Raw genomic sequence first — 26,096 nt, forward strand, 5'->3', positions numbered from 1 at the left:
CCAATACTATTTCTTTGGCCATATTATATGCTGTATAATATTGTTTGTCAATAAATATTATATAAAAAATCCATGACCGCTGCCAAAAGCTGTCATGGATCTTTTTTTCACGTTTCCTGCATATCCGCACGTCACCGGGGCAGCACGATCTCCTCCCCCAGCGTGAAGGAGTAGATGATCTTCTCCTTCACCGGCTTTTTAAGAAGCTGCTCCAGCGCCCTGGCATAGTAGTCCAACTGCGCGTGGTACTTCTCCGTGAGCTGATGCGCCGTCCTGACCTGGTCCGTCTTGTAGTCCAGCACGACAAGGCCGTCCTCCTCCTCAAACCAGACGTCTATGATCCCCTGCACGAGGATCCGGTCGTCCTCACTGTCCCCGCAGTCCGGGTAAACATCGCGCATGTCCACGCCGATGACAAAGGGCTGCTCCCGGAACAGAAGGCCCCTCTTTGCCGCCTCCCGCATCCTCTGCCCGCTTCCGGACCGGACGAACGCGAGGATGTCCGCAGGGCGGACGCAGGCCGCCATGGCCCGGTCGATCTGCCCCCTGCCCTCCATCGCCGCAATGGCCCCGGCAAGGCTGTCCGCATCATACGCCGCGGTAAGATCGAGGAGCTCCATCACGCGGTGGTAGGCGCTGCCCCTGGAAGCGCCGGTAAGCTCCGCCTCCCCGGCCCGGAAACGGGGCAGGAGAGGGATCACATCGGGCTCCTCAAAGGGCGTCTCGCCGGCCTCCCCCGGCTCCTCCAGTGCAAGCTCTCTCAGGTACTGCCTCTTCTTCAGCTCCGACACCGTGAATTTCAGCCGTCTCCCCTCCGGATCCGGCCAGGGATACGCATAGCCGGCCTGTTCTTCCAGGTTCTTACGCATCTTTGGATCGTAGACTTTCCCCGTATCCCAGTCCTCCAACGCCTTTCTGACAAAGCGCCCCTGCGCTTCCTCCAGAGTCTGGCTCTGCACGAGTTTTTCAAGATCTGCCAGGCAGATCACGAACGAGGGATCCCCGGCAGCCGCCGGAAGGATCCAGTCCAGGCAGCCGGATGCGCCGGACAGCTCCCCGAAGGAGAGCGGGCCGCTCCCGCCGTCCCGGGAAGCAGACGCCTCCAGCTTTTTTGCCGGATCCTTCAGCGTGCCGGTCAGGATCAGCTTCTCTTTCGCCCGCGTCATGGCCACGTACAGGATGCGCAGCTCCTCGCCCAGGTTCTCCAGCTTCTCCTTTCTCTGGATAACCTGCCGGTAAAAGGAGGGTTCCTTCGTCCTCCGCTCCAGGTCGACGCTGTCCAGACCCACGCCCAGGGAGGCGTGCACCAGGACGCTTCCCTTTGTGTCCTGGGTGTTGAACCGCTTGCCCATGCCGGCCGCGATCACCACGGGGAACTCCAGCCCCTTGCTCCTGTGGATGCTCATGATGCGCACCGCGTCCGCATTTTCACCACTCTGGGAAGCCTCCCCGTAATCCACGTCATATTTCCTGAGCTGCTCTATGTAGCGGACAAAGTTGAAAAGCCCCTGGTAGCTGGTGCTCTCAAACTCCATGGCCTTCCGGGCCAGCATATCCACATTGGCCCTCCGCTGCTCCCCGCCGGGAAGAGCCGCCACGTAATCGCCATATCCCGTATCGTCCAGGATCTCCCAGAGCAGCTCATGGATCGCCGTGCACGACGCCTTCTGCCGGTAGTACTCCATCCGGTCCAGGCAGGCGGCCAGCTTTCTGCGCAGGCGCTCGTCCCCGCCATCAGTCCGGTAGCGCTCCACCGCTTTGTGGAAAGCCCCGTCCGGGCAGGCGCCGCGGATCTGTGCCAGCTCCTCGTCGGTCATGCGCCCAAACCAGGAGGAGAGGACTGCCGTCAGCGGGATATCCTGCTTTTCATTCTGAAGCACCCGGAAGTAATCCAGGAGCACGCCGATCTCCCTCGTCTCAAAATAGCCCTCCTTCGTCCCGGCAAAGGCAGGGATCCCCTCCTCCCGGAGCACCTCCATGAACACCTCGCTCCAGCCCCTGACGCTTCTTGTAAGAATGACGATGTCCCCATAGCGCACCGGCCGAAGCTGCCCGGTCTGTCTGTCCGTCACCATCTGCTCCCGCATAAGCCGGCGGATCCGGTCCGCCACCGCCCGGGCCTCCAGCTTTCTGGCGGAGATCTTCTCTCCCGCCAGTTCCTCCAGCTCCTCATCCGGCTCTGTGTCCACGAGCAGCAGCTCCGTCTCATCCCCCGCACACGCCGGATAGGACGCGCCCGGATAGAGGGCCGCCCTGTCGTCATAGGTGATGCCGCCCAGCTCCGGGATCATGATCTTCCGGAAGAGGGCGTTGACGCTGTCAAGCACCTCGCTGCGGCTCCGGAAATTCCTGGACAGGTCGATCCGCTGGGTGGGGCTGTCCGTCCCCGGGCCCTCATAGATCCGGTAGCTGTGGAATTTCCCCATAAAGAGCTCGGGCCTGGCAAGGCGGAACCGGTAGATGCTCTGCTTCACATCCCCCACCATAAACAGATTGTTCCGCCCCTGCCAGATCCGGGACACACTGGTAAGGACCGCCTCCTGGATCAGGTTGCTGTCCTGGTACTCGTCGATCATGACCTCCCGGTACTGGTCCTGGTACACCCCGGCGCAGGCGGACGGCCGCAGCCCGTCCGGCGTCTTCTCCGTCAGGATCTGCAGGGCGAACCGCTCCATGTCCGCGTAATCGATCACGTTCCGCCCCCGCTTCTTCTGCGCGAACCTGCGCGCAAAAGCAAGCGTCAGATCCGCCAGTTCCTCCATCATGGGGGCGCACCGGGCCAGCTCTGCAAGAAGCTCCTCCCCGCTCTGCCCGAAATACTGGCCGGCCGGGACTGCCAGGGCTGCTTTTATCTCTTCCCGGATCTTTTTGACCTGCTCCGCCTTCTTTGGGAAGACAGTCTGATCCCGGTTGGGAGCCAGCCTCTTCCAGGAGATCTCCTGCGCCGCCTGCCAGTACTCCCGGAAGGTGCGGGCCTTCTCAAAACGCTCTGCATTCTTCAGGTCCGCCTCCAGCGTCTCCTCGTACATGTAGGGGCCGTCCGGCTGCCGGCACAGGGCCTCCGCCCGGCCGGCCAGCCGCCTGGCTGTCTGCGCAGCGAGACGCACCTCCTCCTGCACAAAAGCAAAAAAGGGCGTCTTCTCGAGGGCCTCCACGCTGTCCGCACGGTAGGCCCGGCAGCAGTCCGCAAGCCACGCCTCCGGGTCCGGGCAACTGCTGGAAAATTCGTACATCTTAAGGATCACATCCTCCAGGGCGCGGTCGCTCTTTCCCGGCGCATAGCTCTCCGCAAAGGCAAGGAAGCGGCTGTCCCCCTCCCCGTACTTTTCTTCCAGGAGCTCCTCCAGCGCGTCTCTTCGCAGCAGCTTCATCTCCCCCTCCTCCCCGATGCGGAAGGAGGGATCCAGATCGATCCTGTGGAAGTTCTCCCGGATGACAGAGAGGCAGAAACTGTGGATCGTTGTGATCGCAGCCGTGTGGATGAGGGTCTCCTGCTGCCGGAGATGTTCATTGTCCGGTTCCTCCATGGCCCTCTTCTCAATGGCCGCCCGGATCCGCTCCTTCATCTCCGCCGCGGCCGCCTCCGTGAATGTGACGATGAGGAGCTCGTCCACACCGACCGGGTCCGCATCCCGGGTCAGCATGCCGATGATGCGCTCCACCAGGACCGCCGTCTTGCCGGATCCCGCAGCCGCAGACACAAGGATGCTGCGGTCCTTCAGTTCCATGACGCTTTTTTGTTCTTCTGTCCACGCGACGCTCATGACCGCTCCTCTCCTCCTTCCTGCTCCACGCTGCGCCGGATCCGCTCCAGCGCATCCTCCTGCTTCATCTTATCCACCTGGCGCCAGCTGTATCCGGGCAGGGTGCTGTCAAACCCGCAGATATGCCTGTACGTACAGTAATCGCACCCCGTGCGCCCCCCGTACCGGTACGGACGGACATCCGCCTCGCCGGAGGCGATCCTTTCGTGGATCTGCCCCGCCTTCTCCCTGGCAAAACTTCCCAGCATGCGGAATGTCTCCCCGGAGACAGCGCTGGATCTGGCTGTCAGGCTGCCGTCCTTCTTAAACGCCACGGGAACTGCCAGCGATTCCCCCGCCGCCCGGTGCTCCAGGTGGCGCAGCGCATCCCCCTCCAGGGAAGCCATGCCGTCCGGCCGCAGCTTTTTCAGGAGGGTCTCCTGCTGCGCCGCCTCATCTTTAGCCGGCTCCGTGAAAGGATCCTGGATCTGATAGTAAAAGACGCCGGCCGGGACCGCCTCCTTGTCCGGATGCCTCTCCTTCGTGATTCGCAGCGCCTCCTCCATGTACACAAGAAGCTGCATCTGCAGACCGCCGTAGAGGAGGGACAGGTCGAACGACGTCTGTCCGGTCTTGTAGTCGATGACCTTCACATACACCCGGCCGCCGTCCACGCAGGTGTCCACCCGGTCGATCTTGCCGGCGCGGAAGGTGAGCTCGTAGGACTCGGGCTGGAAATCCCCGGCCCTGAGCTGCTCCGTCAGCGCCCACACCGTCCGCTCCATCATGCGCCGGATCCGGCTGATGAGCCATGTATTCCGGGCAGAGCTGTAGAGCACGCTGTTGCCGTAGTCCGCCACAGCCTCCTCCACGCTCTGCTTACACAGCCGGGCCTGCTCCCCGCCGGAAAGCCCGGTCCAGCCGCCCGGGGCGGCGGACGCCTTCCTCGAATACCGCTCGATGGCGCTGTGAAAGACATTCCCCATATCCACCGCGCGGAACTCGTAGGTCTCCCGCTCTCTGAGGCGCAGGCCGTACTGGAGGAAATGTGCAAACGCACAGGCTGAGAACTTCTCCATCCTGGAGATGCTCTCCAGCGGGTCCTCCCCGTACAACCGGCGCGCAGCCTCCCGGGTGACGGCGTCTTTGGGTCTCTCGTAGAAGGTGGCCTCCAGGGCGGCTGCGATCCGGTCCGCCCAGCGGGGATCCTTCTTATACCAGGTGTACAGCTCCATCCAGGCGCCGCCCGCCCGCTCACTTTGCATCCGCAGCCCCTCGATCAGCTCAGCCATCCCCGTCCTGCCGGTGATCTCCCGCTTGGCAAGCGGGCGCGCCTCCTCGTCCGTCACCGGGATCCCGGGGAACAGCCTCCGTATCTCCTGCACAAGGTAGGAGGGGCGCAGGCTCTTCCCGTCCAGCGACAGGCGGCTGTAGAACACGCACAGCTTCCGGGACGGCTTGGTGAGATTGAGATAGAGGTAGTATTTCTGTATGTAAGCCTGCTCCCGGCTGCCGGGCGTCAGGGCGATCTTCTCCCGCTCAAAGGCCCTCACGTCCCGCTCGGTGAGAAGACCGGTCCGCAGAAGGGAGCCCGGCAGGAAGGTGTCGTTCGCCCCCACAAACAGGAGGGCCTTCACATCTTTGAGTCTTGTCCGCTGCATATCGCCCGCCACCACCTGGTCGATGCCCGGCGGGATGACGCCGACTTTCGCCTCCGCAAGCCCCGCATCCAGAAGCTCGCAGTATTCCTTCAGGGACACCTGCTCCTCCCCCAAAAGCTCCACGAACTTGTCGAACAGTCCGATGACGATGCCGTAGATCTGCGCGTACTCCCGGGCCAGCGCATGCTCGCCCTTCTCCTGAAACGCCTCTTCCTTCTGTTTCAGCGCAAGCTGCATCCCGCCTCCGGCCAGGAAATCATAGAGGGCTTCCGTGATGTCCCGGACCGTTTTCCTGCGCTGCCGCAGCACAAAAAGGAGGGGCTCCAGACGCTCCACAAAGGCGACCCGCATGTGGTTGAGCTTCTCCAGATCCTCCGCCGCTGCGCCCGCCGTGCGGCGCACCCACCGCTGCTGCCACTTCCGGTAGCCGCGGATGCCGAGGGCCAGGCAGTAGTTCTCCAGCTCCTCCAGATCCCCCCGCGGGAACGGGGCATAGCCGGACCGCAGGAAGCGGAACACGCTGTCGCATGTGAATCCCTCCTCCGCCATGGCAAGGAGACTCCGGATGTACTCCACAAAAGAATTCAGAAGGATGCTTCTTTTCTGATCCAGGAAGACAGGGATGTCATAGCGGGCGAAGGCGCGCTTCAGGTAACTGCCGTAGACAGACATGTCGCTTGCAATCACGCCGATGTCCCGGTAGCGCAGCCCTTCCTTCCGGACGAGGGCCCGGACCCGCTGCGCCGCAGCCTCAGCTTCTGCCTCCGGGTCCGGCGCCACGCGAAGCTCCACCGCCTCCTGCTCCTCCTCAAAGGACGGCCTCCCGCCTCTGAACAGGTTCTGCTCCAGAAAAGCCAGGGCCCGGCTGTCCCTGTATCTGGGGGCTGTCTGCGGGCGCAGGAAGGCCAGCTCCTCCACCGGCACGCCACGGTCCCGGGCCGCTTCCGTCAGGGAGGAGACCGCTTTCTTGCTCATGGCGAACAGTTGGCACGGATGCGTGTACGCATAGGGGTTCTCCCTCCCGTCTATAGTCACTGTCACGACCACGTCCCGGCAGACTGTCATGAGCTCCCCGAGAAGCCGGTTCTGCACCGGGGTAAAGCCGGTGTAGCCGTCCAGGATCACCGTGCTCCTTCGCAGGAGCTCAGACTTTGGGGCGATCTTCGCGAGCACATCCAGGAGTTCCTCCTTCGTGATGTATTTCTCTTGCAGATAGGTCTGGAAGCCCTGGTAGAGAAGGAGGATGTCCTGCAGTTTGCAGGAGAGGTAGGAGCCCTCCCGCTCCCCGCGGATGACCCGCCTGATCTCCTCCTCCCCCACATCGTACTGCATGAACTCGGAAAGGACAGACTTCACCTCGCTGACATAGCCGAGCCTGTGCATGTTTCCCCGCAGCACGGAAAGCTGCCCGGACAAGGAGCCTCCGATCCTGCGGAGCACCAGATTCTTGCCCTCGTCATCCAGGACAGGATACGTCCCCTGTCCCGTCTCCTCGAAGATCCGGTGGGCCAGCCGCACAAAGCTCAGGACGTCGATATTCATGATCCCCTTCCTGCCGCTCATCATCACCAGGTCCTTCTGCGTCTGCATGGTAAACTGCTCCGGGACGAGCACTAGATAGGAAAGGCCGGGATGTTCCCCGGCCTCCTGTATGATCTTCTCATATATATAGCGGGACTTGCCGGAACCGGAGCCCCCGAACACAAATTTCAGCGCCATCTCTTATCTCCCTCCTGGCGGGCCGCCCATGATCTTCCCATAGACCGCCGCCGGCACATAACCTCTGACATAGATCCCGTCCTGCCTGTACTCCTCCTGCTCCAGCTCCCCGTATTTGCGGATCAGTTGGACCATCCAGGCGTCGCTGTAGGGACAGAGCCTCTCGATCTCCTTCTTCTGCTGCCGGAGGATCTCCTCCAGGCAGACCGGGAGCTGTTCCATCCCCTCCCCTGTCGCCGCGGAGAGAAAGACTGTGCGCTCCGCCCGGAAATCCCGGGGCATGTAGTCGCCCTCAAACCGGTCCTTCTTGTTAAAGACCGTGATGACCGGCTTGTCCGCCGCGCCCAGCTCTCCCAGCGTCTCATACACCACGTGCATCTGCTCGTCCATCTGCGGGGACGAAGCGTCCACCACATGGAGAAGAAGATCCGCATAGGCCGCCTCCTCCAGCGTACTGCGGAATGCCTCGATGAGATGATGGGGCAGCTTGCGGATAAAACCGACCGTGTCTGTCAGCAGCACTTCCTGGCCTCCCGGCAGCCTCATGCTCCTGGTCGTCGGGTCGAGCGTCGCAAACAGCTTGTCCTCCGCCAGGATCCCCGCGTCCGTCAGACGGTTGAGAAGGGTGGATTTCCCCGCGTTGGTATAGCCCACGATGGCTGCCACCGGGATCCTGCTCTTCGCCCTGGACTCCCGGGTGAGCTGCCGGTGCCGCTTGACCTCCTTCAGCTCCCGCGCAAGCTGGCTGATCCGGCCCTTGATCAGACGCCGGTCCATCTCCAGCTTCTTCTCCCCCGGCCCCCTCGTGCCGATCCCGCCTCCCAGGCGGGACAGGGATGTGCCAAACCCGGTGAGGCGGGACTGCCTGTATTTTAACTGGGCCAGCTCCACCTGGATCTTTCCCTCGCTTGTGGAAGCCCTGGCCGCGAAGATGTCCAGGATCAGGAGCGTCCTGTCCATGATCTTCACATCCAGCTCGTCCCGCAGGTTGCCGATCTGCGCCGGGGAGAGTTCGTCGTCGCAGATGACGCCGTCCGCCTCCGTCTCCCAGATCAGGTCCTTCAGCTCCCGGATCTTCCCTTTCCCGAGGTAGGTGGCCGGGTGCAGCCCCTCCCGCTTCTGCAGGATCCTGCCCACGCACACAGCGCCTGCCGTATCCGCCAGGTCTTCCAGTTCATCCAGGGATTTTTCCGCGTCATCCCCGTCCGCCAGGCTCACGCCGGCCAGGATGACACGCTCTTTTTTCTGCGCTGTCTCAAACATCCGCCAGGTCTCCTTTATCTTGTCTCCAGGAACGCCGCCTCCTTTGCCGCCTTCTCATCGTCCGGATAGTCCGCCGTATACTGGGCGAGCTTTGCCTTCGCGCTCTCCATATCCCCTGTCATCTCGTAGGCCGCGATCTCGTTGAACCGCATCTCCTGCAGCATAGCCTCGCTCACATCCTCTGACGCGATGCCCAGGCTGTAATAGTTCAGCGCCTCCGTCGGCCTGTTAAGCCGCATGGCGCAGTTGCCCATCAGATTGTAGAGCTCTCCGGTCTTCTTGCCGTCATTGTCCAGAACGCTCTGGAAAGCCTCCAGCGCCCCCTCGTAGTCTTCCTGCTCCCAGCGGGCAAGCCCCAGGCCCCTCCAGGCCTCCGGGTCCTTTGCATCCTCGTCTGCAGCCTCCTGGAATACGGCGGCCGCCTCCTCATAGCTGCCCTCCCTGAGAAGCTCCGTCCCGTCCTCCAGCAGATGGGATCCGCATCCTGTAAGCATGAAAGCGGCCAGAACGACCGCTGTCAGTTTTCCTGTATATCTTTTCATATCCATACTCCTCCGATTTATGCCGAGTATTTCACAACGCCCGCCGCGTTGATGACAGAGATGATCATGACGCCCACGTCCGTGAACACCGACTCCCACATGGTAATGTAGCCTGCCGCTGCCAGGATCAGGACGACGAACTTCATGATGAGCGCAAAATTGATATTCTGGCTCACCACCCGCACAGTCTCCTTTGCAATGCGCACGGCATCCACGACCCTGGAGATCTCATCCTCCATAAGAACGATGTCGGCCGCCTCGATGGCCGCGTCCGATCCGAGGGCTCCCATGGCGATACCCACATCCGCCCGCGCCAGCACGGGGGCGTCGTTGATGCCGTCGCCCACGCAGGCCACGCGCTCCGCCTCATACTGGTACTGCATGAATTCTTCCATCTGGGTCAGCTTGTCCTCCGGCATGAGCTCCGTGTAGGCGTAGTCCATCTGCAGCTCCCGCGCTACCGCGTTGCCGGCGGCGCGGCTGTCGCCTGTGAGCATGACAAGGACCGCGTTGTACCGCTCCCGGAGCATCTTCATCGTCCATCTGGCATTGTGCCGGATGCTGTCCTCGATCACGATGTAGCCCGCATACCTGTCCTCCAGGGCTACGTAGATGACCGTCCCGATGCTCCTGACCTGCTCCACGGAAAGGCCCTGCTGCTCCATCATGCGCAGATTGCCGATATGTACGCGCCGGCCCCTGTAGTCGGCGCTGATCCCGTATCCGGGAAGCTCCTCCACATTCTCCACCCTGGAAGCGTCATACTCCCCGCCGTAGGCGCTCATGAGCGACTGGGCGATGGGGTGGTTGGAGTAGCTCTCCACATGGGCCGTGATCTCCAGAAGCTCGGCCCGCTCTATCCCCTCCGGGCGCACCCGCGTCACGGAGAAGACGCCCTCCGTCAGTGTTCCCGTCTTGTCAAACACAAAGGTATCCACCTTTGCCAGCATTTCCAGATAATTGCCGCCCTTTACCACGATCCCCTGCCGGGCCGCCGAGGCGATGCCGCCGAGGAACGCGATGGGCACGGAAAGGATGAGGCCCGTCGGGCAGGCAGCAATGAGGACGATCATGCCGCGGTAGATCCAGGTATCCCAGCCGCTCCCCGTTATGAACAGGGGCGGGAAGATCATGATGATAAGAGCCGCCAGCACGGCCACCGGCGTATAGATCCGGGTGAACCGTCGCACGAACCCCTCGCTTTGAGCCTTCTGGTTCTGAGCCCCCTCCACCAGCTCCATGACGCGTGATACGGTAGAGTCCCGGTACAGCTTCTTCACTTCCGCCTCCACAACGCCGGTCATGTTGATGCTGCCGCTGTAGATCCTGCTTCCGGGGCCTACGCTGTCCGGCATGGCCTCGCCGGTAAGGGCCTTGGTGTCCAGGCTCGTGTTGCCGCTCACGATCACCGCGTCCACCGGAACCCGCTCGCCCGGCTTGATCACGATGATGTCCCCCACTTCGAGCTGGGACGGCTCCACCTGCACCTCGCCTGACTCCTCTTTCCTTGTGGCAAACGCAGGGCGTATATCGATAAACTTCGCGATGGTCCGCTTCGTCCTGTCCACGGATACCGCCTCCAGGATACAGCCGATCTGGAAGAGCAGCATCGCCGCCACCGCCTCCGCGTAATGCCCCACCGCCAGGGCTCCCACGGTGGCGATCACCATGAGCAGGTGCTCCTTCTCCAGCTTCCTGTTCATAAGGCCCGTCCGGATGGCCCGGAGGGACTCGAACGCGGCGACCAGATACACGGCAAGAAAAAGGAAGAACCGCGCTTCATTCCCCAGCATGACCTGCCCTGATAAAATGACCGCGGCGATATAGAGCGCCGCAGCAGCAGCCAGTATTCCCGCCTGTATCTTGATTTCCTTCGCCATCGTATCCGCCCTCTTGTTTCTCCTACGTTCTATTCACTGATATGTTCCATGCCCTGGCTGATGATCGTCTGGATATGATCGTCCGCCAGCGAATAGAAGACGGTCTTGCCTTCCCTCCGGTTCTTCACCAGCTTCATCTGCTTCAGGATCCGGAGCTGATGGGAGATCGCAGACTGGGTCATGCCGAGCAGTTCCGCCAGATCGCAGACGCACATCTCCGCCCGCAGAAGCACGCAGAGGATCCTGACACGGGTGGCGTCCCCGAACACTTTGTAGAAGTCCGCCAGCTCCCGGATCGTCGTCTCCTCCGGCATCCTGCCCCTCACTTCACGGATGACGTCTGTGTGTGTCTCCACTGCGTCGCAGCATTCCGCTTCTGTCTTTCTCATCGCCCATCACCCTTTCTGAAGTCAGCATCCGTACATATGAATATCAGTTCATCTTTTTAATTATGCCAAATTACCCCCGGCATTTCAACTGTTTGAAGGAAAATCCGGGAAACTTAATACTTTTGTAAATTCTTCACGCGCAGGGCCCGGATGGAGTTCAGCACGCAGAGCATGGCCACGCCCGTGTCCGCAAACACCGCCATCCACATGTTGGCCATGCCCAGGAAGCCGAGCGCCATGACAAGCGCCTTGACCGTCAGGGCAAACACCACGTTCTGCATGGCGATCCTGCCTGTCTTCCTGGCAATGGACACCGCCTCCGGGACCGCCGTCACCTTGGATGTCATGAAGACCACGTCCGCCGCTTCGATGGCCGCATCCGCGCCGCTTCCCATGGCGGCCCCCACATCCGCCCCGGCCAGCACCGGCGCGTCGTTGATCCCGTCTCCCACGAACAGGACCGGCCCGCAGGACTGGCGCACCGTCTGCAGGCGCGCCAGTTTATCCTGGGGCAGAAGCCGCGCGTACACCTGCCCGATGCCTGCGGCGCCGGCCACCGCCCTGGCGCTCTGCTCTCCGTCGCCTGTGAAGATGGCGGTCTCCAGCCCCTGGCGCCGCATCTGCTCCACAGCCTCCTTCGCCTCCTCCTTCAGGGAGTCCGCGATCACGATGCACCCCGCCAGCCTGCCGTCAAGAGCCAGGAGCACCTCCGTACCCCGGGGCTCATCCCCGCACGGCGCCGTATCAATCTGAAATGCCTCCATAAGCGCCCTGCCGCCGCACAGCACCTGCACGCCGTCCAGGACCGCGCGGATGCCTTTGCCGGAGATCTCCTCCACGCTCTGGGGCCTCTCCGGATCCAGGCCCCTCTCCCTGGCAGCCGACACAATGCTGGCGGCAATGGGATGGGTGGAGGACATCTCGCACCGGGCGGCGATGCCCAGCAGTTCCTCCTCCGTCCTCCCGCCGAACGGGCTTACCCTCTGTACCCGGAACTCGCCTTTCGTGATGGTGCCCGTCTTATCCATGACAACGGCGCGTACATCTTTGAGCGCCTCGATGGCAAGACCTCCTTTAAAGAGGATCCCCCGCTTCGACCCGGCGCCGATCCCCGAGAAGAAAGCCAGCGGCACGCTCAGGACAAGGGCGCAGGGGCAGCTTATGACAAGGAAGGTGATGGCCGTGTAGATCCAGTCCCTCCAGTTTCCAGTCACAAGGGAGGGCACCACGGCGGTCAGGACGGCGGCTGCCACCACAACCGGCGTGTACACGCGGGCAAACCGCGTGATAAAGCGGTCCATCTTAGGCTTGCTTGCCGCCGCGTTCTCCACAGAGTCCAGGATCTTCGTCACCATGGACTCACTGAGCGGCTTTTCGACCCGCATTTTCAGTACCCCCTGCTCATTTACGCAGCCGGAGGTCACCGCGGATCCCGGCCGCACCGCCACCGGAACCGGCTCGCCGGTCACCGGGGACGTGTCGATACGGCTCTCCCCCTCCGTCACCACGCCGTCAAGGGGGATCCTGTCACCGGGCCGCACAAGGAGGATATCCCCGACAGACGCCTCCTTTGCCGGGATCACACGGACCCCGTCCTCCCCGGCAAGGCTGACTACCTCGGGGCGCATATCCACTGCGTCCATGATCTGGGAACGGCTCCGCGCCACAGCGATATCCTCAAAGAGCTCCCCCACCCGGTAAAAGAGCATGACTCCCACCGCCTCGGCGAGATCTCCGATGGCAAAGGCTGCCAGCGTGGCCACGCTCATGAGGAAGTTCTCGTCAAACACATGTCCTTTCCCCAGATTCCGGAACGCGGTCCACACGATCTCCCGGCCAAGCAGGATGTAGGCGGTCACATAGAACACGGCAGGAAGCCAGAAAGAGGCCCCCATATGCTCCGCGGCCACGCCCGCGGCGAAGAGGACCGCGCCCGCGGCGATCACAAGGATCTCCTGCCTGTTTTCCTGAAAGACGCTCTCCTTCTTTTCACCTGCCTCCGGCTGCGCCTCCCGCCTCGGCACAACAGTCACCTGCTCCTCGATGGAGGCGCAGATCTCGCGGAACTTCGGCAGCAGCTCCTCCTGGTGCGCTGCCGCCACCCGGAGCTGCTTTGTGGCAAAGGTGATGGTCGCCATCTCCACGCCCGGGAGCTGGCGGATCTGCCGCTCCATCTTCGCCGCACAGTTGGCGCACCCGAGCCCCTCCAGGATATAGACTCTCTGCTCTGCCTTCCCGGACACGTGGTCAAACTCATGCCCCGTATGCCGGACTTCCTCCTGGTGATCCGCATGCCCGTGGTGATCCGCGTGCCCGTGGCCTTCCGCGTGCCCGTGGCCTTCCGCATGTCCGTGATGTTCCGCATGTTCATGATGGCTGTGGCCGCACCCGCACGCGCAGTTGTTTTCCTGCATTTCCGCTTTCATACTGGTTCCTCCCTGCTTTCAAGTGTTATATATGAATAATTGTTCATATGTTCATAATTAAATATAACCACAAATGCGGGGAGAAGTCAAGTACTATCTCGCCAGTACGAAAAAAAGAAGGCATCCGCCTTCCTTCTCTCTGTCCTTTTGTCAGTCGATCTGCCAGTCGATGGGGGACACCCCGTTCGCCTCCAGAAACGCGTTCGCCCTGCTGAAGGGCCTGCTGCCGAAAAAGCCCCGGTAGGCCGACAGCGGGCTCGGATGCGGCGCCTCCAGCACAAGGTGCCGCGGGTTGTGGAGCATGCCCTTCTTGCGCTGAGCCGGCGCTCCCCACAGGATGAACACAATGGGCCTGTCCTGGGCATCCACCGCCCGGATGGCCGCGTCGGTGAACTCCTCCCAGCCAATGCCCCTGTGGGAGTTGGCCTGATGGGCCCGCACCGTAAGCACTGTATTGAGCATCAGCACGCCCTGCTGCGCCCATTTTACCAGATAGCCGTGGTCCGGGATCCGGCATCCCAGGTCATCGTGGAGCTCCTGGTAGATATTCACAAGGGACGGAGGCACCGGCACGCCTTTCCTGACGGAAAAGCACAGCCCGTGGGCCTGTCCTACATTGTGATAGGGGTCCTGCCCCAGGATGACCACCTTCACGTCCTTCAGGGGCGTCAGGTGAAACGCGTTGAAAATGTCCTCCGACGGGGGAAATACCGGATGCGCCGCATACTCTTTCTTCACCGTCTCAAACAACTGCTTATAGTAAGGCTTTTTAAACTCTCCCTTCAGAGCGTCCAGCCAGTCGTTGGAAATCGCTGCCATAACCTGTCTCCTTTTCTCCTTTGTGCGCGCTCTGCCGCGCTACAGACGCACCGGGATGCCCGCGCGTTTCAGATACTCTTTGACTTCCCGGATCTCCAGCTCCTTATAGTGGAACAGGGACGCCGCCAGCGCCGCATCCGCGCCGCCCTCCGCGAGGGCCTCCCGGAAGTGCTCCAGGGTGCCGGCGCCGCCGGAGGCGATCACCGGGATGGATACCGCGTCCGCCACCGCGCGGGTCAGTTCCAGATCATACCCCGCCTTGGTCCCGTCGCAGTCCATGCTGGTGAGCAGGATCTCGCCCGCGCCCAGCTTCTCCACCTGCACCGCCCACTCCAGGGCGTCCGTCCCCACATCGACGCGGCCGCCGTTCTTGTAGATATTCCAGCCTGATCCGTCAGGCCTTCTCTTGGCATCGATCGCGACCACCACGCACTGGCTGCCGAACTTGTCCGCCGCGTCCGAGATGAGCCTGGGGGTCTGGATCGCGGAGGAATTGATGGAGATCTTATCCGCCCCCTCCCGAAGGAGAGCCCGGAAGTCCTCCACCGTGCGGATGCCGCCTCCCACTGTAAAGGGGATGAATACGGTCTCCGCCACCCGTCGGACCATATCGGCCACAGTGGCCCTGTTGTCGGAGGAGGCTGTGATGTCCAGGAACACCAGCTCGTCCGCCCCGGCCGCGTCGTAGGCCCTGCCGATCTCCACCGGATCTCCCGCATCCTTAAGATCCACAAAATTCACGCCTTTTACCACCCTGCCGCCAGTGACGTCCAGGCAGGGGATGATCCGTTTTGTATGCATGTCTGTCTCCCTCCGTCTATATCTCCACGAAATTTCTGAGCATGGCCAGCCCGGCGGCGCTGCTCTTCTCCGGATGGAACTGGCAGGCAAACACATTGCCCTGCTCCACCGACGCATGGATCCGCACACCGTACCGGGTCGAGGCCTTCACAATTGCCTCGTCCTCCGCCTCCAGGTAATAGGAATGGACGAAATACACGAATGTCTCATCGGGTATCCCCCTGAACAGCCTGCCGTCCCCCTGAAGCTCCAGCGTGTTCCAGCCCATGTGGGGGATCTTAAGCCCCTCCCCGGCCGGGATCTTCCGGATCCGTCCCTTCAGGATGCCAAGTCCCTTCGCGCCGGGACTCTCCTCGCTCTCCTCAAAGAGGAGCTGCAGTCCCAGGCAGATGCCAAGGAACGGCGTCCCCTTCCCGACGACCTGACGGATCACACCCTCCAGGCCGTACTGCCGGATCTTCTCCATGGCGTCCCCGAAAGCGCCCACGCCGGGCAGGATCACACGGTCCGCCGCCAGGATCTCCCCCGGGTCCCTGGTGATCTTCACCGGCTCTTTCAGGTGCTGCATGGCCTTCTCCACGCTCCTTATATTTCCCGCATCATAATCAATTATCGCTGTCATTGTCCCAGGTTCCTTTCCGCCATGCCGTCTCGCGGCATTATAAAGACAGTCTACCATATTTTCTATCTCACATCCAGTTCAAACCAGAATTCCACGCCGTTGTCGTAATTTTTCACCCCGTACTGCTGGTGGAAGGATTCCATGATGGCCCGGACGATGGACAGGCCGATGCCGTTGCCCCCGTATTCCCGCGTGTGGGCCTTGTCCACTTTATAAAACTTCTCCCAAATGTGGGGCAGGTCCTCCTCCGGGATGGGCTGGCCGGTATTGAAGACCGTCACGCGCACCTTGTCCCCGGCGGCGTGGATCTTCACATCCACCACCCGGTCCCCGTCCAGATGATTGAACGCATTGCTCACATAGTTGCGCACCACCTGTTCGGCCTTGAACTCATCCGCCCACACGTACACAGGCTCCGTCTCCGGGAACTGCACCTTCGCCTCCTTCTGCTGGGCCAGGATCTCCATGCTCTGGAGCACGCCCCGGATCAGCTCCGTCAGGTCGAAGCGCTGGAACTCCACATTCTCATCCCCGAATTCCAGCTGGTTGAGGGTCATCAGGTTCTTCACCATCTGGTTCATCTTCGCCGCCTCGTCCATGATAACGTCGCAGTAGAATTCCCGGCTCTCCGGATCGTCGCTGACTCCCTCCTTCAGCCCTTCCGCATAGCCCTGTATGAGGGCGATGGGGGTCTTCAGCTCATGGGAGACGTTGCCCATGAAATCCGTGCGCATCTTCTCAATCTTCTCCTTCTTCTCGATATCCTGCTGCAGCCGGAAATTGGCGTTCTTCAGCTCCGAGATGGTGCTCTCCAGCTTCTCTGACATAGCGTTGAAGTTCTCTCCCAGGATCCCGATCTCGCCCTTGCCGCCGCTCGTGTACTTTGCGTCAAAATCCAGATGCGCCATCCGCGCGGACAAAGCCGCCAGCTCCTGCAGGGGCCGCGTCAGCCGCCTGGAAAAGTACAGGACAAAGACAATGCCGCCCGCAATGATGGCAAGGCCGACAATGAGGATAAAGCGGAAGAACAAAACAAGGGTCTCCTGGATGCTGGCCAGAGGACTGCGGATAAAAATATTGTACCCGTCGCCCACGGTCCCCCACAGGGCCAGGTAGTCCACCTGCTGCCCGCTGTCCCGGAACTCCACCACCTGGTAGCTGTCGTTGCGGTCCATCACGCGGCCGTCGATCTTATTGAAGAGCACCCCCGCGAGCTGCATCATGAGCATCTGGCTGTCGTGCAGGTTGGAAAAGCCTTTCTCACTGCCGAAGTTCCAGACGATGTAGTAGAAGTTGTAGCGCTCCGCCGTGCGGTTGATCTGCCCGATCTCATCCTCCGTCAGGCTCCCCTTCCGGGCTACCTCATCGATCTCCTCATAGAGCTCCCGGAAGTTCTCCTCCTTCTCCCGGATGTAGTAGGGCTCCAGCCAGGATCCCACGCAGAGCAGGAGCAGCAGGAGCATACACACGATCAGCCCTATGAACACGGCGATCATCTGTCTTTTGATCGAATGTCTCATGCCTGTACCTCAAATTTGTAGCCCATGCCCCAGACGGTCTTAATATAGTTTCCCTTGTCGCCCAGCTTGCTTCGCAGCTTCTTGACATGGGTGTCGATCGTCCTGGCATCGCCGAAATAGTCGTAATTCCACACATTATTGAGGATCTTCTCCCGGGAGAGGGCCACGCCGCTGTTCTCCATAAAGTAGGCCAGAAGCTCAAACTCCTTGTAGCTGAGCTCCACCGGCTCCCCGTCCAGCTTCACGATATGGGCCGTCTTGTCCAGCTCGATGCCGCCGGCCTCCAGCTTCTCACCGCCCTGGGCGTCGCTTGTGCGTCGCAGGATGGCCTCCACCCTTGCCACCAGGATCTTGGGGCTGAACGGCTTGGAGATGTACTCGTCCACCCCCAGGCTGAACCCCTGCAGCTCATCCCGCTCCTCGCCCCGTGCCGTGAGCATGATGATGGGCACCTCGGAGGACTGGCGCACCTCCCGGCACACCTGCCACCCGTCCATCTTCGGCATCATGATGTCCAGTATGATGAGCGCCAGATCCCTGTTCTCATAAAATATATCCATAGCCTCCATGCCGTCGCCGGCCTCCAGCACCTGAAACCCTTCCCTCTCCAGGAAATCCCGTACCAGCTTGCGCATGCGGCTCTCATCATCGACCACCAGTATCTTCACTTTTTCCATCAAAGCATCCCTCCTGAGGATAGATTTTTCTTCATTATAGCAGGATTTCATGTCTCTTTTGTGAAATTTCTTCTGAAATGTGGTACAATGGCCATAGCTTTATCGAATGAGGAGGAAAATCATGAAGTGCCCCAGATGTGGAAATGAACTCAGAATCAGCAGAAAGGACCCAAGGTTCGGCCTGTGCGATACATGCCGCAAGAAATACCGTCTCCCTGAGCCGGCGTCTGCGCCCGCTCCCGAGGAGGAGGAAGAGCACTACCCGAAGTACGCCAACATCCCGCCCAAGCCGGTCCGCGAAAAGAGGGAGCGGGAGATGCGGAAAGCCTACGACGAGCTTCTGGCCATCGGCCGGGAGGAGAGAAAGGAGAGGCGGGGCCTCTTCGGACGTCGCAAAAAGTCAAAATAGAACTTCCCTATTCCCGAAAAGCATGCTATAATTACAGTTGCTGTTCTCCTGCAAGACATGGAGCAGCATCTTCTGGAGACGTACCGAAGTGGCCGTAACGGGGCTGACTCGAAAACGAATGACCTTTTTGGAAGCTCACCTCTGAAAAACCTTGATTTTACGGGGTTTTTCAGCTATCATTGAAAAGTAAATATCCCTTAGTTCTCTCCATCAGTTCTCTCCTTTTTCCGAGGTGTTTTTGAGGGCTGATGTGAAGATAAATACACGGAGTGGTATCGAAGTGGTCATAACGGGACTGACTCGAAATCAGTTGTACCTTCGGGTACCGTGGGTTCGAATCCCACCCACTCCGCCAGAAAACTCAGTCTGCAAGCGGTTTTTGCCGTTTGCAGGCTTTTTCTTTTTTCTGCACCTTTGGGATTTTTCCGTGAGTTCTCTCCTGAAAATCGGTAGTTCTCTCCTAAATTTTCTGAGATTTGAACTCTGGATATGTAATTGGCGTATCCTTAGTAAAGCGATACGCCGCAGAAGCTATGAAATAACCTCTAATGCACCACTCAGACCGTTTACCATTGCGTCAGCCGATGACAGCTTGGAATTGTAATCCAAATGGGCATATACATTTGCCGTAGTTGAAAAATCGCTGTGTCCGAGCCATTCCTGTATCTGCTTCATAGGAACACCGTTCGCAAGAAGCAGCGAAGCACAACTATGACGCAGGTCGTGGAAACGAATGTGGCGCAAATTGTTCTTTTCAAGCAGCTTTGGAAATGATGCTGTGAGATAGTGCGGAGAAATCAATGTCCCCATCTCATCTACGCAGATATACTCCAAATACTTTTTGTTGTAGCATCGTCCGCATACCCGCCTGTATTCTTCCTGCTGTTCCTTGAGCTTTAGCAGCTTCTCTTTGAACGCAGGAACAAGGGGCAGCGTTCTCATACTCGATTTGGTTTTGGTCGTATCCTGTGCTATCTGGATATGCTTGCCGTCAAGGTTGCAGGAAGTAACGGTGTGTCTAATGGTAATCGTATTGTTTTGAAAATCAATAGCGTCCCATTTTAATCCCAGAGCTTCACTTCGCCTCAATCCATAGAACGCACCAAGAAAAATCGGTATTTCAATCAGCGTTCCTTTGGCGGCTTCAAATAATGCCTGTACCTCGTTGCTGTCATAGAAGCTGCCGATAAACTTATCAGCTTTAGGTCGTTCCACTTTATCCGCAGGATTGACAGAAATAAGGTCAATCTTTACGGCATATTTCAAAGCCCTATGGATAACGGAATGGTAGTGGATAACCGTGTTGGCTTTTACTCGCTTCAACTGTTTCATATAAAAAGCCTGAATGTCTGTCGCCTTTATTTCGGAAAGTGTGATTTTTCTTTCCTTGAAATACGGAATGATAACGCTCTTTGCCATACCTGAGTACGATGAGTATGTGGTAAGTGCGATGGTCGGCTTTGCGATTTCCAACCATTGAAGCAGAAAATCAGAAAACAGCATATCTTCCTGTATGGGTTTGCACTCAGGCACAAAGGTCTGCCTTGTTTCCATCAGCATCTTTTCCGCTTTCTTTTTATTTCCCTTGACAGGCAATCCTGTCGGCAACCATTTCGTTTTTCTTTTTCCCGCAGCATCGGGATAGCTCAAAACCATATAAAAATAGCCTTTTTTCTCTTGCAGATGTCCTGCTACCATAAATATAACCTCCTTTGCGTAGCACCGACTTCTGCTGTTGACCATATACATTGTAGCAATTTAAGCCAAAGAAGTCGAATGTGCAAATTCTTTAATTCTCCGCATTTCGCAGACCTAACCTCAAATAAGAAAGAAGATGGGCTTTTGGTACTTTGTACGCTCTGCCCACCTTCAGGTGTTCTATTTTGTTTTCACGGAGTAATTGATAACCTGTTTTTGTGCTGACACCAAGAGCCTTGCTCATTTCATCAACGGTTAAAATGTCTGGGTATTCTTTTAAGACTAACGCATATATATCTCCAAAGTTCATAAGCTCCTCCTTTTTTCAACTCCGATACTGATGAGGAGAGGAAATTCAAGCGATTTCAAATACTGCTCATCAAGGTGTGTGAGATGTTCTTTCAAGCGGCTTTTATCAATCGTGCGTAACTGCTCAAAGAGAATGATTGAGTTCGCAGGAAGCCCCTCAATTTGCCCCAAATATAAGTGTGTAGGTAATTTCTTCTTTTTGCGTACACGGCTTGTTATGGCGGCAATAATGACCGTAGGACTGTGCTTGTTTCCTATATCATTGGAGATAACAAGTACAGGTCGTGTTCCTCCTTGCTCCGAGCCGACAACAGGGTTTAAGTCTGCGTAGTAGATGTCACCACGCTTAATTGTTTTATCCATTAGTTTGACCTCCTATCTGGATATAAGCAGGTAAGCTCTGCCTATGTAATCAGCCAAACACAAGGAAGTTTTTAAGGTCGGGAGAGCATAAACAATTCTCTGTTTCAATAGACCGCCTTGTATTTGGCTTTATGATAGAAGCATCTCTATTTGTCCTCGACACCCCGAAATGCTATGGGAAGTCGCCAAACGGTCAGCAGCTAACTGACACCACGGGAGTTCCACCCCAACTGTCGGTCTGACAGAGCCGCCCTCATTGCCTGCGACGGTTTTATCACGCTCGGACTGTGACTGGACGGGAGTATCATTGTCCTCTTTGTGGGTTATGGCGAAATCGGGAGCTACCCGATATTTTCAGTCGATATTTATCGCTCACCACCTTTCATCGCTAATCTGCTTGTCGGGCAGGTCTTGGCGTATCGCTGCACACGCTTATGCTCATCACAATCACAAAGAGAATGTATTTGGCGAATGGGTATTCACTTGTCAAGGAACGCCCCCCCGTTTCGCCACACAAAGGAAAACAGGGTAAGAGGTTTGTCCTCTCACCCTGTAGCCCGTGGGAAAGTGCCTTTTTGGACACTATCCCAAAAGTTTTTTAATTTTTTCTTTGAGCCTGCCTAATCGCTTGTAAACGGTGTATTCTTTCATACCGAGCATCGAAGCAATCTCCGCAACAGAATACCCCTGTAACTGCAATAGAACAGCCTGCAAAGTAAGCCTGTCCACCTTAATCAAAACTTGGTAGAGCTGTTGATTTTCGATATTATCCAGAAAATCATCAACCGTCTTTATTTCGGGTGGTGTTGTATCCGTAGCGACTTCATCAAGGTATGTACCTGTTTCCTGCATACGCTGATAGTAACGCCTGTCGGAATTGAAAATCGCCCAATCGTGAACACGGAGCTGTTCTATGGTGTCCTCGCTGACCCCTAAACTCCGCAACTGTTTTTCTTCGGCTTCTTTCCAGAGCCGCCATTTCTTTTCTTCTCTGGCTTTGTTGTAAGCCATAATCTTTACCTCCAATCTGAATTTCTTTGAGAAAATTCAGATTGAGGTGGGCTACGGCAACCAACGCCAGAAACCGCTTTATCCTGTATTCCGACAGAAAGCGACAAACAAAAAACCGCAAAGGTACTCGAACCTTTGCGGAAATAAGAAATACAAATACTATTATATAGAAATATGGCATCTACTTTGAGAGTATAAGAGTGCCACGAGCAGGCAAGGATTTTTTTAACAGATTATCCTCATTCCTGTGTGACACTCTATATGTATCCGCTGCTTCTGATAAGCAGCGTGGTGGTCGTGTTTGACCAACACATAAAAATCCCTCCAAACCTTAAACGGGTTTAGAGGGCAGTTAATTTTTCATCTGGGCGTGACAAATCCGCCCACCAAAGCACCGTTTTTTTTATTTGGTGGGCTGTGCGACCAATTCAATGTTAAAGAAAAAAACCGATGAGCTGTGAGGTATCTCACAAGTTCATCGGCTCTGTGTCTTCGCATCTGGCTCTTTGATGACTGTAATTTTTAGGTTACTTACTTCAATTAAGCTTTCCTGTTTGCATTTGGGGCAGTAGAGAGGATAGTTTTTCAACACTGTATCATCTCTAATTTTGTTACGAGTTTTACTATTACAAATGGGACAAAGTATCCATTCTGTTTTATTCGTCATAATATTTTCCTACTTTACTCTTTTACAGTTCAATCCGTTATAAGCCAAATAAACATCGTCTTTGTCTTTACTTATTTGGACTATTTCTTTTGCATATTTTCCTATGCCTTGTGTAACAGCGGTATTATCGTCAATAACTGTTAAACAAAATACTATCTTTAAATCACGCAAACCAAATTCTAATTTTAAAATATCATCTTCAACGCTCAACAAAATTTTACAGTCTATATATTCTCTTTTTATATTGGTAACTTCATAATAACCGCAGGCGTTCTTAAAAGTATTTGGTATTAGCGTTTCAGAATACCTACACCCCAGTATGTTTAGTGTTTTGTTGTTTGAAGATGTTTGTTCAATAATTAAAACTTCATTATTGAAATAGTTGATACCTTTTATTCTAATGCCTTTAATCGCTTTTTTAACGGATGGTAATTTTAAAATCCATTTATTAGGATAGCACTGAAGAAATTCATCTTCGCACGGTATTAACTTAACAGGATATTTTGATACAGTCGAAATCAATTCTCCTTTGTTGTTTTTATCAATTTCTAACAGACCTACTCCTGTTACATATTTTCCGATATATTTTTCGCAATTTATGTTAGCAGGTTTATGCTCAACAGAGAAATTTGTATCATATCCTTTAGATTTTAAATACTCGGTAAAAATAGTTAATGCTAATGTTTTTGATAGAGCTGCACCCTGTTCGCTGTTTGTAACAGCAACAATACCAATATTCAAACTTGGAATATAGTTAAAAACCGAATGATGAAAAATTGTATCACCACCGTGACCCAAAACTTTCCCAACAGCTTTATCAAAATTATAATTATTGTGTATTAAGCCATATCCCACATTAAACAAATCATTATCAATTTGTTCTGGAACATTTAATTTTTCCATTAATTCAAAAGTCGATTTTTTTAGAATTATATCTTTATTCAAAAAAAGCTGACCTAACTTAACAAAGTCATTTATAGACATATAAGTATTTGACCCTGCTGGTAACATTGTAGTAGTTAGTTCTTCAACAGGCTCTCCATATTTGGTGTAATTTAAGGACATACACGAAGCAAAAGATTTCTTTTCGTCATCACATTTTAGAAAGTGAATATTGATACCAAGCGGTTGTGCTATTATTCTTTTTATATACTCAGCGTATTTTAGCCCAGATATTCTTTCTATTATAATTCCTAACAAGGTGTACCCGACATTTGAATACGAAAACACTTGCCCTGGAATGAAAGTCAAATATGTATTTTTTAATTCATCTATAACTTCGTGATAATCTCTGGACGGGTCTAATATTAAATTGTACAAATCTGCAATCAATCCCGACCTGTGCATCAATAGATTTTCAATAGTGATTTTTTCGTATTCAAAGGTTGATTGAATTTCAAACTCTGGAATATATTTCTTTATATCATCATCTAATGAAAGCTCACCATTCTCTAACAATTTGAAAATACTAAGTGCTGTTAAAAGTTTTGTGTTTGAACCTATCATATATAAGCTTTCATTTGTGCTTTTTAAGTTATCTTCTTTATTTGCATAACCATAGTTGTAATCGTACAGTATTGTTTCATTGTTGAATAATGCGATATTAGCTCCAATAACCTTGCTTTTTTTACATAACTTCCTAATCAATGTATTCATTTTTTCTGTATTATTACCAAAGGCTTTTTTATCTGAGTTCATCCTTTTTTAAATCCTTCCAAATATTCTGAATATATTTATACGGCGTTGCTTCTGTTTCTTCGTCAAAAATTATTTTTTCTACGGTTTCCATAGCTGTCTTTCCTATACCGTCATATACAGTTGCACTTATATTTTCTTCTTTAAAAAATTTAATACCTTGTACACTATATATTGGTGCAGTATCAAATTGCTTTGCCAAAAAATAAGCCTTAGTGATATATTCTTTTGACACATCAAGATGCCCGAAAACAGCGTTCCAAACTGCATATTGTGCCAAAACAGCAGCTTTTATTTTGTCAGTAAGGATTATATCATTATTATTTGTCTTAATGCTGTCCAAGAAATCGTTTAACCACAAAGTGGCTTCAATACTCGCTTCATCATCTAACTCTGCATACATATATGCAAGTCCTGCAACGGTGTGTATTACAGCGTTTATAATATCCACAAAAGACCTTATAAGAAACGGTTTTGCTTCTTGAGGTTGTTTTAACTTATACGCATAGATAAAACCAATCAAGCTATTGTTAATTCCACAAATATTATTCTGTTTTAAACATTCCAACGCTTTTTCTATTTTTCCACCAATTAAATAATTTTCAGCTATACGATTTAAAATTGACGCTTCATTAATACTCTTTTCGGTATTTTGGTATAAGAGTGAAATTGACTTATGAAATAGCTCATTAGATTGTTCCATTGCATTTTCACTTTTTTCTTCCATAAATTTGAGTTGATACATATATGCACTTGAATATACAACGGCGAAATTATTAGGATATTTCTTCAGAGCTTTTTGTGCTTCCAATTCAGCTTCTCTGAAATTCTTTTCTAACATATATTGTTTCATATTTTCAATTCGGGTATCAATGTTGTCTTTTTGTTGCTCATATCCCAAAAGTGCATCTATAGAAACTTCAAATAAATCTGCAATTTCCACAATCAACTTAATTTCTGGTGTAGATAATCCAGCCTCCCATTTATAAACTGCACCAACTGTGACACCCAATGTTTCCGCAAATTGCTCTTGGGTCAGAGAATGATTTTTGCGTAATTTTTTTATGTTTTCTGCTAATTTAATTTTCATCATTAAGTCCCTTTCTCTGTATCATTCATATTATAGCAATATTATGAGCGTTTTTGAACACACCAACCATACGGTTTGTGTGTGTTATTTTTATACTTGTGGTATGTATTATAAATTATATCCATTCAAATTATCAATATCAACTATGTAAATATGAACTTTAATCACTTGCAAACGGAGATTTTATATCCTACAACAAGAGATTTCAAACCGTTCAATAAGAACTCTCATTTCTGTAAAATATAATAGAAGTATTATATCGGTACAAGGTGGTGAGCTTATGGACGAAAGAAATAACGATTTTGACTTCGATTTTACACCGATAGGGCAGGCAATCAAGAAAGTTCGAACAGCTAAAGGTATGACCAGAGATGAGCTTGCTCGTATTGTAGATTATGACCCAAGACATCTTCAAGCGATTGAAAATGAGGGACAAAAGCCAAGTCTGGAGGTGTTTATTCAGCTTGTAACAATGTTCGGTGTATCGGTTGATGAATACATATTCCCAGATAATGAGGTCAAAAAAAGTTCCGTCCGCAGACGCTTAGACGCAGAACTCGACAAACTAAACGATAAAGAGCTATCCGTAGTTGAAGCAACTGTCAGCGGTCTATGTAAGGCAAAAGAGCCAGAGGAATAAAACCTCTGGTTTCCTTTTGCCCTTTTTTAATAGGCTGGGATACGGGAGTATCCCAAAGTTTGTGTAAACCTTCAAACTGATGTAAGATAGACTTACCAGTTTGGAGGTTTATTTTATGGCAAGGAAAAAAGATACCCCACAAAAAGCAGCCC

21 protein-coding genes and 1 tRNA gene are annotated in these 26,096 nt (G+C 54.5%); 3 read left to right on the top strand and 19 right to left on the bottom strand.

Annotated elements, in window-relative coordinates; all coding sequences use genetic code 11:
- Positions 1-131 precede the first annotated feature (131 nt).
- The 12 genes from addA to H6A20_RS09840 form a co-directional block, all read right to left on the bottom strand.
- Entirely contained in the window at positions 132-3,764 is a 3,633-nt protein-coding gene (gene addA, locus H6A20_RS09785; protein WP_204906945.1) for a helicase-exonuclease AddAB subunit AddA, read from the bottom strand.
- On the bottom strand, positions 3,761-7,123 hold the full coding sequence (locus H6A20_RS09790; protein WP_204906946.1) for a PD-(D/E)XK nuclease family protein: 3,363 nt from the start codon (positions 7,121-7,123) through the stop codon (positions 3,761-3,763). The genes addA and H6A20_RS09790 overlap by 4 nt, the downstream gene beginning before the upstream one ends.
- Before the next feature lie 3 nt (positions 7,124-7,126).
- A complete protein-coding gene (gene hflX, locus H6A20_RS09795) occupies positions 7,127-8,386 on the bottom strand; it encodes a GTPase HflX (RefSeq protein WP_204906947.1) in 1,260 nt (419 codons plus the stop codon).
- A 14-nt stretch (positions 8,387-8,400) separates the two neighbouring features.
- Positions 8,401-8,928 carry a tetratricopeptide repeat protein gene (locus H6A20_RS09800; RefSeq protein WP_204906948.1) on the bottom strand — a complete coding sequence of 176 codons (528 nt, stop codon included), beginning with the start codon at positions 8,926-8,928 and terminating at the stop codon, positions 8,401-8,403.
- Positions 8,929-8,945: 17 nt separating this feature from the next.
- Positions 8,946-10,808: a heavy metal translocating P-type ATPase gene (locus H6A20_RS09805; protein ID WP_204906949.1), complete on the bottom strand. Its 1,863-nt coding sequence runs from the start codon at positions 10,806-10,808 to the stop codon at positions 8,946-8,948.
- A 29-nt stretch (positions 10,809-10,837) separates the two neighbouring features.
- Complete coding sequence (locus H6A20_RS09810; protein WP_204906950.1) at positions 10,838-11,197, bottom strand: ArsR/SmtB family transcription factor; 360 nt, start codon at positions 11,195-11,197, stop codon at positions 10,838-10,840.
- 113 nt (positions 11,198-11,310) lie between these two features.
- Positions 11,311-13,623 carry a heavy metal translocating P-type ATPase gene (locus H6A20_RS09815; RefSeq protein WP_243426198.1) on the bottom strand — a complete coding sequence of 771 codons (2,313 nt, stop codon included), beginning with the start codon at positions 13,621-13,623 and terminating at the stop codon, positions 11,311-11,313.
- A gap of 150 nt (positions 13,624-13,773) precedes the next feature.
- Entirely contained in the window at positions 13,774-14,442 is a 669-nt protein-coding gene (locus H6A20_RS09820) for a uracil-DNA glycosylase (RefSeq protein ID WP_204906951.1), read from the bottom strand.
- Positions 14,443-14,481: 39 nt separating this feature from the next.
- A complete protein-coding gene (gene hisF, locus H6A20_RS09825) occupies positions 14,482-15,243 on the bottom strand; it encodes an imidazole glycerol phosphate synthase subunit HisF (RefSeq protein WP_204906952.1) in 762 nt (253 codons plus the stop codon).
- A gap of 16 nt (positions 15,244-15,259) precedes the next feature.
- Entirely contained in the window at positions 15,260-15,865 is a 606-nt protein-coding gene (gene hisH, locus H6A20_RS09830) for an imidazole glycerol phosphate synthase subunit HisH (RefSeq protein WP_204906953.1), read from the bottom strand.
- 62 nt (positions 15,866-15,927) lie between these two features.
- Positions 15,928-17,385, bottom strand: a complete 1,458-nt coding sequence (locus H6A20_RS09835; RefSeq protein WP_204906954.1) for a sensor histidine kinase — start codon at positions 17,383-17,385, stop codon at positions 15,928-15,930.
- The gene (locus H6A20_RS09840) at positions 17,382-18,062 is read right to left on the bottom strand and encodes a response regulator transcription factor (protein WP_204906955.1); all 681 of its coding nucleotides are present in this window, start codon (positions 18,060-18,062) and stop codon (positions 17,382-17,384) included. The genes H6A20_RS09835 and H6A20_RS09840 overlap by 4 nt, the downstream gene beginning before the upstream one ends.
- A 121-nt stretch (positions 18,063-18,183) precedes the next feature.
- On the opposite strand from H6A20_RS09840, the gene H6A20_RS09845 reads away from it, so the two are divergent.
- Positions 18,184-18,471 (top strand): hypothetical protein, encoded by a 288-nt coding sequence (locus tag H6A20_RS09845; RefSeq protein ID WP_204906956.1) that lies wholly within the window; start codon positions 18,184-18,186, stop codon positions 18,469-18,471.
- 266 nt (positions 18,472-18,737) lie between these two features.
- Positions 18,738-18,826 (top strand) — tRNA-Ser (locus H6A20_RS09850).
- 176 nt (positions 18,827-19,002) lie between these two features.
- On the opposite strand, the gene H6A20_RS09855 is transcribed toward H6A20_RS09850, so the two are convergent.
- From H6A20_RS09855 to H6A20_RS09885, 7 genes are all read right to left on the bottom strand, one after another.
- On the bottom strand, positions 19,003-20,169 hold the full coding sequence (locus tag H6A20_RS09855; protein WP_204906957.1) for a tyrosine-type recombinase/integrase: 1,167 nt from the start codon (positions 20,167-20,169) through the stop codon (positions 19,003-19,005).
- 91 nt (positions 20,170-20,260) lie between these two features.
- Positions 20,261-20,479 carry a helix-turn-helix domain-containing protein gene (locus H6A20_RS09860; RefSeq protein WP_087375964.1) on the bottom strand — a complete coding sequence of 73 codons (219 nt, stop codon included), beginning with the start codon at positions 20,477-20,479 and terminating at the stop codon, positions 20,261-20,263.
- The gene (locus H6A20_RS09865; RefSeq protein ID WP_117705380.1) at positions 20,476-20,841 is read right to left on the bottom strand and encodes a type II toxin-antitoxin system PemK/MazF family toxin; all 366 of its coding nucleotides are present in this window, start codon (positions 20,839-20,841) and stop codon (positions 20,476-20,478) included. The genes H6A20_RS09860 and H6A20_RS09865 overlap by 4 nt, the downstream gene beginning before the upstream one ends.
- A gap of 582 nt (positions 20,842-21,423) precedes the next feature.
- Positions 21,424-21,852, bottom strand: coding sequence for an RNA polymerase sigma factor (locus tag H6A20_RS09870; protein ID WP_204906958.1), 429 nt, complete (start codon positions 21,850-21,852; stop codon positions 21,424-21,426).
- Positions 21,853-22,327: 475 nt separating this feature from the next.
- The gene (locus H6A20_RS09875; RefSeq protein ID WP_204906959.1) at positions 22,328-22,519 is read right to left on the bottom strand and encodes a cysteine-rich KTR domain-containing protein; all 192 of its coding nucleotides are present in this window, start codon (positions 22,517-22,519) and stop codon (positions 22,328-22,330) included.
- 9 nt (positions 22,520-22,528) lie between these two features.
- Entirely contained in the window at positions 22,529-24,217 is a 1,689-nt protein-coding gene (locus H6A20_RS09880; RefSeq protein WP_204906960.1) for a serine hydrolase domain-containing protein, read from the bottom strand.
- Complete coding sequence (locus H6A20_RS09885) at positions 24,204-25,304, bottom strand: helix-turn-helix domain-containing protein (RefSeq protein WP_204906961.1); 1,101 nt, start codon at positions 25,302-25,304, stop codon at positions 24,204-24,206. The genes H6A20_RS09880 and H6A20_RS09885 overlap by 14 nt, the downstream gene beginning before the upstream one ends.
- Positions 25,305-25,584: 280 nt before the next feature.
- Between H6A20_RS09885 and H6A20_RS09890 the strand changes: the two genes are divergently transcribed.
- Positions 25,585-25,944, top strand: a complete 360-nt coding sequence (locus H6A20_RS09890) for a helix-turn-helix transcriptional regulator (RefSeq protein WP_204906962.1) — start codon at positions 25,585-25,587, stop codon at positions 25,942-25,944.
- Positions 25,945-26,096: the final 152 nt, after the last annotated feature.

Origin of the sequence: Mordavella massiliensis (assembly GCF_016901695.1) — a bacterium.
Lineage (GTDB): Bacteria > Bacillota > Clostridia > Lachnospirales > Lachnospiraceae > Claveliimonas > Claveliimonas massiliensis_A.